Here is a 10947-nt window from a genome sequence, read left to right on the forward strand (position 1 = left end):
TGCGCTCATTTGAAAACTGTTATAGGTAAGGGGGAAGAGCAAATTGGGCAATGTAGCTGATTTGCTCTCGGCAACGATAGCGGGGATGGGCTTTGATGGGCGATAGCTCGTCAATATCATAGGTTTCAGGAGTACAAGGAGCATTAAGTGCCGAAACAGCCAGAGATGTGGAAATCATTTTATGGTTATCCACATATAAAGAGATATTGTGATATTCTTCACCGATTTGCTGTACTTGCGATCGCTTTCTAGGATCGGCAAATAGATTCAGTTGCATCATCTTTAATTTGAGCTCTGACTGTTCATCAGCTTCAAGGCGCAGCGAAGAATAAAATGGAATTGAGGCAGGAAAACTACCCGCAGATTCTAAAAAGTCTAATAGCCTTAGTTGTGAAGCCCTCATAGCCCGTCCCCGACTGCCTAAAGCGGCGATCGTCAAAATTGCTAAAGCTGTAGAAAGAGGAATATCAAAATAACCAAAACTAAAGTCTTTATTACGACTGCTTAGTACTTCTTCTAAAAGTTGCTGACGAGCTAATTGGCTGGTGGGAGTATCTTCTTGCAAAGCGAGGGCTAAATAGTAATCTACTAAATAGGGATTGGCAAAATACAAGCCACTGCGCTCAGCCATTCTATCTGTCAAATAGGTAATCGGAGTTTTCGGTTCTAGACCATGGGATAACTGGAGTGCCCGTATGATTGAGGTGGTAGCAAAGTCTGTTTGACACCAATGGACGCAACTGGGATCTTTGATCATTCGATGGGGTTGAGGTGATTCCGCCCATAACTGAGGATAGTAACCTTGCCCATCCCTAAATTGTTCTAGGGCTGCAAAGGTTGCCGATAAATCTCCTGTCAGTCCCTGCATGACTAGAGCTGAGTCCGTAGCAGTGACTAATCGCTTTTGGTGAAAAGCCCACAGAGATTCTTGTTGTTGACTGATTATGTAAGCTGATAGCTTTGTATAGGTCTCTGTGAATTGAGTATCCCGAAGCGATCGCAATACAAATCCCAAAGGAACCAGATCGCCATAGGGAAAGGGCTGTTCTGGAGCAGGGGGAACACAGGTCATCGATAAGGGACTTTGTAATGCTTCTTCGGTTAATTTTTGGAGCCAAGCGATCGCCTGATTTTTGCTCCAAGTAAGGCGGCGCGAACCTGCTTCTAGAAGTCCTTTTTCCAGAGGCGGATCAATTTTGCCATGTTGCAAGAAAAAGAGATTACAGTTACCCGTGCGCTCAAAATGACACAAAATTCCTGCGTGAATATGAATTGGTAGTCGATTACGGAATTGAGCTACATAATAGCCATCTTGGGATTTACCTTCTACAAAACGGACTCCCACAGCTCTTAATAATTCATAGTGTCGATGATCGGGTGGATGCTCAGAATTGTAATCAAAAATGGCAGTGGCGTGACCTTCATGATCCCGGAGAACTAGGTGCAGCACTACGGGAGGAAATCCTGCAATTTCACCTAAGCCAATACAGTCCGCTTCATCGATCGCAAATAACGATAAGCGATCGGCAAATTGATGTCCTAAAGTTTTGCCCTGTGGTGGTTTTTCGCAAAGATTTCCAGAGTAAGGATCAACTAAGGAATTCTCGAGAAGTGGAGCTACTAACCTGCCAGCACTCGTGAGTACCACATGGCTAAAAGGATGGAGATCGAGGTTTTCAGGCAAGTAAAACATCGCACGAGCTACTTCATCTCCTGCGATCGGGCGTACTTTTTCGAGGTTAAATAACACCATCCATTCTAGAGACTGGGGCAGTAAATCAAGGATATTAGAGATTTTCATCGGTCAACTCCTTTATTTTTGATGCATCATGAATCCATCCATTTACGGTGAAGCGACCATCTAAAAATTTTTGGGATGGACATTGAACTTGAGTGACTTCATGCATAAGTTGACTTGGGAAAAAGACAATGCAGTTATTTCTTGGAATAACCACGTGATGACCTGTTGGTACAAATTTTCCGCCTTTTCCTCCCTTTTCGCCTTCAAATTTCCCATCATAAATACGCAACTCCCCGCCCGTAAAAGCTTTTGGTTGCTGATGAAAATAATAAACAAATGTCAATATCCGACTTGCTACAGCCTCTATTCCATTGTCATTATGCAGTTTGAAGTATTCACCATCGTTATGGGCTGTGAGTTGGGCTTCAATAGGACCAATAGAAAATTCTGGGGTTTGTAATGCAGCTAAGATTTTGGGAAGGACTTGACGCACTTTTTCGACAATTAAAGGAGAAAGGGTAAAGGGTGGATCAAGAATTAAAGAATGTCGATGATATTGGCGATCGCTCACAGGTAATTTCTGATTATAGACATCGCTTAACACAAAGTCATCGTGATGATTTTTAGTAAATTGCCATAGCTCCTCTTGTTCAGACTCAGTGAGAAAGTTCTCTATTTCGACAAAGTTTTTAGGATTGTTGATCGATTGTCTAATTTCTTGATGATTTAAAATCTTACGAGCCACGTAAAGATAGGACTTTGCCTCTTGGGGAACATCGTCTTCATAGGTAACTTTTACATGATGAATGCCCCGAAATATCATTCCTTCATTTTTAGCTCCCAAGATCTGAGTTAACCGCTTCAAACCCTCTGGCCATTTTTCCTGATTAGCACTCTCCCTCAAGTATCCTGGGTAGGAAAATATCGCCTCGCGTTTTTCTGGCACACAAAGCGATCTCTCTTCTAAGAAATTAAAAAAGTCACTCCATCTTGGCTCTAACGAAGGCTGTTGATATAAATAACACTCCAAGCCAATCTTTGATTGTGTAGAATGATCAACATCAATATCAAGATCAACCCGATCAACAAGGGGAGAGAGTAAATGCAGAAACTGAGACAACTGCTCAATATTCCCTTTCCAACCGATCTGCGATAAATACAAACCAATTTGCAGAGGCGAAATATTCCGAATACATAAACGCACTGTCTCCACTTGACGAGCTAACATTAATCCGATCTGAAACACATGAGCGCCCTGAGGTAGCGCTTGAAAACAGTGATAAAGCTTTTCTTGGTTGGCGATCATTAAAGATTTTCCTAATAACAAAGGAAAAATTTCTTCTACTAGCCAAGCACGGCGTTTTTTCTGCTCTGCCAGAGAGTCACATCTGTAAACATCATTTATCCCCATAAAAAAACTGGGGAGAGGGATTTGATCCTTTACAAAACAATTAGGAGTATCAAATTCTAGCCAAATATTAAATATATCCGTGGCGATCGCCGAAGTACTCATGTTCCATTCTATCGCAAAAGCCTGTATTCTTTGCCAAATCGGTTCTTCTGTAACCAACGAGGGTAAGGATATGTCATAGTTGCGATCGCCAAGTACTTTTTTTCCCGCTTCTTCGGCAGCAACGCAGAGCAGAAAGTCAACCTCCGCAAGGGTATTACCTAAACGATATTCAAAGCCAAAGAAAGGTGAGAGTGCATTAGGTAATAGTTGAGCAATGCGATCAATTGTGTTCCAATTACTAACTGTGATCAATTTAGGAACAACCGCAGGTTCAATCAGACGTAATATTTCTGCGAGAGAATTACTTATTTTGATCATACAGCCCCCGACTTGATTGCAAAATTGGGTATTTGAGCCAACCATTCTTCTTTAAGATTATATTGTTCACAAACAATACTAATTCTCGGTTGACTAGTTTGAACCGATTGAACTCTATGGGTGAGATAACCTAAAAAATGTAGCAGCATATTCTCCTGTGGCTGAATGATTGCTATTTCTTGAGAATCTAAAGACAGCACTAACTGCCCACCTTTCATATCCTGAGGTACTTGCACATATAAGACGCTTACCAATCGAGGACTTACTAATTCTTGAAAATATTCACAAATACTACAATCTATATGCTCAGTAACACAAGAACCTTCAGTCAATATTAAAATATTTAAATAGAATGCATTACACGAAGATTTAAGAGCAGCATTGATATAGGTAGATAATTCGGGGAAATGTTCAACAACTACGGGAATCCCTTCTTTTCTAAATATTATGGAGAAACCTTGAGTACTGGCAAAACTTTCACTGAGTTGACTAGTCTCCAGATAGGGAGAGACAAGGATTTTCTGAGCAAGAGCCGTAAGTTCGTCTACAGGTAAACAATTAAAACGACGCGCATGAGAGCGGACAGTTGGCTGAGGCGGCAGGATAGATATAGATTGAAGAATATCAGTGATGTTACTCATTTTGCCTTACGGTGAATCAGATCTAACAAATCCTTGCTTCAAACCACTTTGGGTCAAGCTATTGCCGATATTCCAAGGATAGACAATCGTTTCACAACCTAAATTTTGCAAATAGGACTTTACTTGTGGTATCAGAATTTGATCATGTACCGTAGGCTTCCCTAAATCTGCCCAACTATCGGCATAGGGGAGGCAAGCCTTAGCCTTGACTTTCGCACATACTTCCGCAACTCCCTTTGGTCCTAATGTGGCTGTATATTCACCTTGCGACTGACAAGTCACACCTAAAATAGGCGGATTACTCAGCAAATTTGAGACAATATCTAATCCCCACGAGGTAATATCTACACCAATAGAATTGTAAGAAAGTGGTTGAAAATTGCTCACTAACCAATCGATCGCCCCAAAGCGATCGTACACTTCGTCAGCAACATCCAATATAGAATGCTCGGGTTCGATTCCTGCATCAATCAAAAACCATGATCGATAGGAATCAGTTTCGATCAGATAAGTATTTCCCCAATTTTTTAAGTCTGGATGCACAGGTTGAGGATATTCGGGGACGAGAACTTGTTCTCCATAAAATGGCAATACATGCACATCAATGTCGCCAATCTTAATGGGATCACTATTCCATGGGACATCATACACATGTGTAAAACCAATCTCTCGCAATTGCGCTGCCATGTCTTCGCAGGTAATTGACCCGCGCGGAACTCTCGGCACAATGATCGGAATGTCAGGGGGAAACTGCATCAGTGTGGGGTAATGCCAGTGATCGTAATGGCTATGGGAGATGAGAATTCCATCAACCAATCCCTCCAACATCGCCCGTGAAATATCGGTATTTAGCTTAGGATCGCCGTAATTAGAGTGCAGATGAGGATCAACTAGAATACCTGTAGTTTGGCTGCGATAGAGGAGCGCCGCGTGCTGTAAGCGATAGATTCCAGACTCGTTTTTGAAAGATTCTGATGGTACAAATGGTTTCTGTTGCAGCACCCAAGATTGCAAAAACATTTCTAAAATAGGCTGCATTTGGTCGCTAATCTGGGTTGCAATCTCTTGATAAGTAAACCGAGACTGACCACAAAGATGGAGAAGATGGTGCAGTTGGCGCACAAATTCTCCATCTTGCATCGCAATCATCCCTCTCTTTTGCAAAAAATCGGGAAATCGACCGTTACCAAAATTAAGGAGTTGCCAATAATTGCGATCGGGAAATAGAAATTTTTCCTTTAAACTAAAGGAATTCACTGGATCATTTTCTTGCAAGTCAAACAGTTTGGCGACAACTTTTTCATGTTTGGCAGATGAGCGCAGAATTGCCTCTCCTAAATCTTTGAGGGTTACGAATTGATTGAGAATTTCTTGGATAAAAGGCTGAATGGCGTAACATAAACGATCCGCAGAAGTTAAGGCTTGTAGTTGAGAACCTTTCATAAAAGAAATAATGTCTGCCATAAGCGATCATAAAAAGTGATTTTTGTTATTAAAAAATTAGACAACTTTAGAGACTGTTTGAAAAGTTTAGTCATTTGCTAACAATATCAATTGATTCCCCCCACTTGCGAAAGGGGGGATTATTAAAAGAGTCTCCTTTTTGTACAATAAAGTACTTCAAAACCAACTAAATGTCATTATTACCATTAAGCAAGTGACGGTCAGTCCATATACAGGAAAAATAAAGACAGAACAACTTTTTGAGGGTTATTTTTTGTTGATTTTACATAGGTTAAGCAATTACTAAAAAATTAGCAACCTACCATTTCACATTATAATTAGAATATCCAGCAGTAAAACTACCATATCCAGAACCAGCATAGGTACCACCAGCAACTGATTCTAGTTCTTTATCAGAAAGATCTCCTCCATCTTGCCCCTGTTTAAAATGCTCCTGACTCTTTTGAACTTCCACCCATAGCTCTTCAGAAGTAATGTCATAACCTTTAGAAATAGCCAATTCCGTAACAGCTTCTCGATCATCTTCTGCTTCTAAAGCCTTAATCAGTTCTTGAGCAAGGCTCTCATCAGTTTTTACTTTTTCAAGAAACTCTTGAACTGTAATTGCGCTCATCTTTAAGTTCTCTATTTGTATTTGGAATTAGATTAGGGAGTATTCTGCAATTGCTCAACCCAGAAGAAATCATGATTTTAACTAAATAAAGTACCTCAAAACCAGCTAAATGATATTCCTATCCTTAAGCAAGTGAGAGTTAGCCAATATACCAGTGAAATAATGGTAAAACAACTTTTTGACGGTTACTTTTGTTGATTTTACATAGGTTAAGCAATTACTCGGAAATTAATAAACTACCATTTAATCGGTGGAATCTGATTGACAGCATAGCCTAGGACAGCACCACCCAAGAGCCCTGCCACAAGTGTTACAGTTGCCACAACAATTTCTCCACCCGCAACAGCTTCTAACTCTTCATCAGAAAGTTCTCCTGCATCTTGACGTTGTTTAAGCTCTTCTTGACGCTTTTTCACCTCGTCCCATAGCTCTTCAGAAGTGATGTCGTAGCCTTTAGAAGTAGCTAAAGCTGTGACAGATTCGCGGTCATTCTCAGATTCCAAAGCCTTAACTAACTCTTGGGCAAGGCTCTCATCAGTTTGTACTTTTTCAAGAAATTCTTGAACTGCAACTGCACTCATTTTAGATCTCCCTTTAAATTTGGATTAGAAGACATTTTAAATAATTAGTTTTTACTTAAAACTATTGTAAAGACAAAGTTATGTATAAAAACAATTATTTAAAACTTAAAATACTTAATAACATATAACCCCAAAAATATCTACAGCAATCCTAAATGAGTTGTGGGAGGCTTTGACTTCGTACAGCAACTTATATCTATGGCTGAGCAAAGTCTAAATCCTGTTTTTATCATGAATAAAACAGGATAACTATAGTATTTTTGAGTTTAGCAACGTCCCATTCCCTTTCGGTTACATAAAAATGTAATAATCGTTAGACTTACAATTAATGTACATTCATATTTTGGCTTTATTAAACTTAATTAATCTACTTCTTTTGGCGAATATTTAGCGATGCATAGTCTTGCACTACATCGCTAAATATTCATGAGCAATATACAAGGAAGTAAATCAGGGTGAATGAGTCGCAAGAAAGTATAACCAATTCCTGAAACCCCATGTAAATAAGCAGGATTAATGAAGTGGTTAGTATTTTTAATTGGCAATCTATAAGATTTTTGTATAATGTGACACCATGATTTTGTCAATGCTAAGAGGGCTGGATCTTTGAATGTATGGGCGGACACTAGTAGAGTTTCAATACGTCCACAATTGCCCCACATTAAATCATCTTTACCCCAAAGAGAGTAACGCTTGATTGCTTGCAAAGCATAGTCAATTTCCTCACGGATATTCGGTGTATCTAGTTCCGAAAGTCCTCCTAATCTTGCTAAACCAATGCCCGCTGTTCCAGTTGCCCAACTCAAGGAAATACTAGAAGGATTAGTACGCATGTCAGCCCAAAGCTTTGATTGAGGATCAAAGGAAAGGCGTTCATAACCGATCGCTTCCTTTGCGATTTCTAGATATATTTCATCTCTTGTGGTTTTATAAAGTCGCAATAAACTGTAAGCAATTCCCGCCATGCCACCCGCAAACCCTATCGGTTTCGGTGTTTTTTGATCAGTTCCCCTTTGATTGACAAGATGATTCCCACATTTTTTAGCTAGGTCTAAAGCTATAGGAGAACTTTCCGCGATCGCTAGGAGCCCTAAGATTCCACCAGCCGATCCATTTAATGCTGTGAAATATATATCGCTTTCAATTAATTCAGGAGTAATACAATCCAGTATTTTTTTGGAAATTAATCTAGGGCTGGGATTATCCAATAATTTACCGATCACTTCCAAGCCATAAATCATTGCTCCTAGCCCTGCAATTCCGATATCAGTACCGATGCGGCACTGCTGGGAAGAGGTTAGATCCGCAAAAGTAGCTTGCAATGGAATTAGAGTTTGTTCGGTATATTGATGCCACTGCGCTTTTCCAGTAATTTTTGCTAGAGCTGCAAAAAATATAGCAATGCCGATATTGCCATCCCAAAGTCCTCCCCCTAGAGCATTCCAACGAAAACGTGAAATTGTAGGTTTATAGGTTAGCCCAATCCAAGCAAGTCCAGAATCACTTCCCGTAATTCCCTTAGATACTACAGACTCGCCGAATATAATCGCAGTTTCCAGTAAAGCTTGATTTGCCTCACCTTCGAAATAATCCGAGTTTTGAATATTGATTGGTAGGGGTAAGTTAGGGAGAGATGGTTCTTGGAGAAAACGCGCTTTAAAGGCTCCCTTGATCATCGTAAGTTGAGTTTGCAGTCCTTCTTCACTGAGCGATCGTAAGTTATTCTGCACAACATTAAAGCTCGATTGCCTAAAGCTCGATTGCTCAGAAGTTAGTGTGTCCGCTTTCTTTTGATTGGGTAAATAAATATGCACATCATTAGTCAAGCTGGTAAAAAAAGGAATGTCCATTTGTTCCAATGACTGAATTTCGGCATCAAGCATCGACCAATGAGTAGGGCATTGATCAGAAGTAAGGAAAGCGCGACTAAGACTTTCAAAAGCGATACTGCGATCAATTCCATTTTTCATATATTGAGGACTGTAGGAGTTTTGCAAGATCGCATAGTAAGTTTTTGTGTTGCGAAATACAAATCGAACTCTCTTTCGGGCAAAGACTTGTAAAGGACTATCAGCAGATAAAAGGAACTCCCTCTGACTAAGTAATACAAGATACATCTTTTCAAAGCCTCGGATTACCTCTAATTGATAAAACGACATATCTATAGTTTGTTCGGATGTTTTTCTCAGTAAAGTTGGCACATTCCCCTGCAAAACAGTAGTCTGTTCTATTCCCAAACGCATACTATCGGTATTAACATGTTTCCAAACATGAGTTTCGTAAGTTTGAGTTTCACTGCCAAGTCCACTAACATCTACGGCTAAGGTGTCATTTGGCAATACTCCCCACTGGGGAAGTAAAAAAGTTTTTAGTACTGATCTCTGCAAAATTTTGGAAGCATTTTCTAGAGATGTATAATTGGTGTTGTTTATCTTTTCAATCTGATGATGGAATAATGTTTCTCCATCTATAAAAACAGGATATTCTCCATTGGCAATTATATTTTCTTGGTGACAATCTGTACCTTCTAGTAAATAAAGAATTGCCAAAAGCATTCCAGAACGTTCATAAAATCGTGTAACCGATAATTCGTCTTCACAGGGCAGATTAGGAATAAACTCCATCCAACCATGAGTATCTCGATTCAAGATCCCAGTGGTACGCATAGATAGAATATTCGATTGATGATTACACCACTCCAACATTTGATTGAATGCACAATCTATTGATAAGTCACGAGGCTTATAAACCAGTTTCAGCCCAGTGTCAAAAGTGATTAGGATAACTGATCTCCCTCTGTGGTGCAAATCTGATAAGTTGCACTGACATTCTACGACTTGGGTTAAAGATTGATTGGGACTGAAATATTCTTCAATCTGCTTCCAATCTTGCTCTAGTCGAAATTGAAACTCTGAGATGGACTCACACCAAAACACAACTGCGATCGATAGTAATTTGGCAAGCACTGGATATTTTTGAAACAGCCCCCATAGTCCATCCTCAAATAAAAACTCCAAGAAATTTTGAAATTTTTGCTGCGACCTTGGGGCAGTAGAAATTTTATCGCTATGTATTAAGAAATAATCTCGCAAACTAATATTTTTGCTGCGAAACCTTTCAAACTCCGCCATTAAGGTGGGAGCGCCTATCGCTGCTAAATTTCTCAATAAACTATGTAGAAGCTGATTCACGGCTTCAAGTGTAAAGCAATTCGTAAATGGAAGATTATTTTCTGCTACTGTAAGAAAAGGGAGATATACAGACTCAAAGGGAATAGGAGATTCGGGTTGGAAGCATCGATGCTGAAGAACTTTTTGAGAAGATTTTGGAGAGTAATTGTTGGCAATATCTAGCACTGATTGTAAACAAATTAACCAATCAGAACCAGGGACTTGGTGTTTAACTTGGTATTCGCCTTTGTGTTCACTACCTGCTAATGCGGCTAAAACCTGATCCTGACTGAACCCTGACCATGATAGCCGATAGCTAAATTTAGTGAGATCATTTTTGGCGGCTATTTTCTGCCATGTTTGTAATCTTTTTCTAGCAATATCATCAGTATAGTGATTGAAGTCTTCGATTGGTGTACCCAAAACAGCAAGTCTTTCTGACAAAGAATAAGTGCTGAAAGCCAACTTCTGAAGTGATAAAGATGGGTGATATTGGGGTTGAAATGAGGACATATCAAATCTTTTATTCAATTAAGTGTATAAATTTCAGCTTCAGGAAATCACCCAAAATAATTCTACTGGTTATAGAATCTAGAGCTTATACAATAACATTATCGCTCATGTAGGTAAATAGGTGAAAGGAGGCATAAGAAGACGGCGGAGGAAGTCAAAATCAATCCAACGTAAATTGTAAGCCCACTCAAACATGGCTACATAGAGATACAAATACTTTTTATGGATACCGCGAAATGGACGGAGAAAGTTGCGTACACCAACCCAAATCCTCTCCATATAGCAATCCTAAATGATTTGTGGAAAAATAGAGAAGAAGAAATCAAAGCAAAGACTTGGAAGAATTAACTGAATTTATAGAGAGTAACCCCAAGAGTAAGGAACTCAAAAGAG

8 protein-coding genes are annotated in these 10947 nt (G+C 39.6%); all 8 read right to left on the bottom strand.

The annotated features are described in order from the left end of the window. Window positions 1–19 precede the first annotated feature (19 nt). Window positions 20–1801: a hypothetical protein gene (locus H6F42_RS19925; RefSeq protein ID WP_190401135.1), complete on the bottom strand. Its 1782-nt coding sequence runs from the start codon at window positions 1799–1801 to the stop codon at window positions 20–22. Next, window positions 1788–3572 (bottom strand): 2OG-Fe(II) oxygenase, encoded by a 1785-nt coding sequence (locus H6F42_RS19930; protein WP_190401136.1) that lies wholly within the window; start codon window positions 3570–3572, stop codon window positions 1788–1790. The genes H6F42_RS19925 and H6F42_RS19930 overlap by 14 nt, the downstream gene beginning before the upstream one ends. Then, window positions 3569–4213: a 2OG-Fe(II) oxygenase gene (locus tag H6F42_RS19935; RefSeq protein ID WP_190401137.1), complete on the bottom strand. Its 645-nt coding sequence runs from the start codon at window positions 4211–4213 to the stop codon at window positions 3569–3571. Before H6F42_RS19935 ends, H6F42_RS19930 begins: the two co-directional genes overlap by 4 nt. Before the next feature lie 6 nt (window positions 4214–4219). Continuing rightward, window positions 4220–5677, bottom strand: a complete 1458-nt coding sequence (locus tag H6F42_RS19940; RefSeq protein WP_190401138.1) for an MBL fold metallo-hydrolase — start codon at window positions 5675–5677, stop codon at window positions 4220–4222. A gap of 298 nt (window positions 5678–5975) precedes the next feature. Next, complete coding sequence (locus H6F42_RS19945) at window positions 5976–6290, bottom strand: Nif11-like leader peptide family natural product precursor (protein ID WP_190401139.1); 315 nt, start codon at window positions 6288–6290, stop codon at window positions 5976–5978. A gap of 236 nt (window positions 6291–6526) precedes the next feature. Beyond that, on the bottom strand, window positions 6527–6871 hold the full coding sequence (locus tag H6F42_RS19950) for a Nif11-like leader peptide family RiPP precursor (RefSeq protein ID WP_190401140.1): 345 nt from the start codon (window positions 6869–6871) through the stop codon (window positions 6527–6529). Between the two features lie 416 nt (window positions 6872–7287). Continuing rightward, window positions 7288–10554, bottom strand: coding sequence for a type 2 lanthipeptide synthetase LanM family protein (locus tag H6F42_RS19955; RefSeq protein WP_190401141.1), 3267 nt, complete (start codon window positions 10552–10554; stop codon window positions 7288–7290). Between the two features lie 105 nt (window positions 10555–10659). Continuing rightward, complete coding sequence (locus H6F42_RS19960; protein ID WP_190401142.1) at window positions 10660–10833, bottom strand: hypothetical protein; 174 nt, start codon at window positions 10831–10833, stop codon at window positions 10660–10662. Window positions 10834–10947 lie beyond the last annotated feature (114 nt).

The organism is Pseudanabaena sp. FACHB-1998, assembly GCF_014696355.1.
GTDB lineage: Bacteria > Cyanobacteriota > Cyanobacteriia > Pseudanabaenales > Pseudanabaenaceae > Pseudanabaena.

Excerpts from the sequence above, each read along its gene's own strand:
- H6F42_RS19925 (WP_190401135.1), bottom strand. The coding sequence starts at position 1,801 with ATGAAAATCTCTAATATCCTTGATTTACTGCCCCAGTCTCTAGAATGG.
- H6F42_RS19930 (WP_190401136.1), bottom strand. The coding sequence starts at position 3,572 with ATGATCAAAATAAGTAATTCTCTCGCAGAAATATTACGTCTGATTGAA.
- H6F42_RS19935 (WP_190401137.1), bottom strand. The coding sequence starts at position 4,213 with ATGAGTAACATCACTGATATTCTTCAATCTATATCTATCCTGCCGCCT.
- H6F42_RS19940 (WP_190401138.1), bottom strand. The coding sequence starts at position 5,677 with ATGGCAGACATTATTTCTTTTATGAAAGGTTCTCAACTACAAGCCTTA.
- H6F42_RS19945 (WP_190401139.1), bottom strand. The coding sequence starts at position 6,290 with ATGAGCGCAATTACAGTTCAAGAGTTTCTTGAAAAAGTAAAAACTGAT.
- H6F42_RS19950 (WP_190401140.1), bottom strand. The coding sequence starts at position 6,871 with ATGAGTGCAGTTGCAGTTCAAGAATTTCTTGAAAAAGTACAAACTGAT.
- H6F42_RS19955 (WP_190401141.1), bottom strand. The coding sequence starts at position 10,554 with ATGTCCTCATTTCAACCCCAATATCACCCATCTTTATCACTTCAGAAG.
- H6F42_RS19960 (WP_190401142.1), bottom strand. The coding sequence starts at position 10,833 with ATGGAGAGGATTTGGGTTGGTGTACGCAACTTTCTCCGTCCATTTCGC.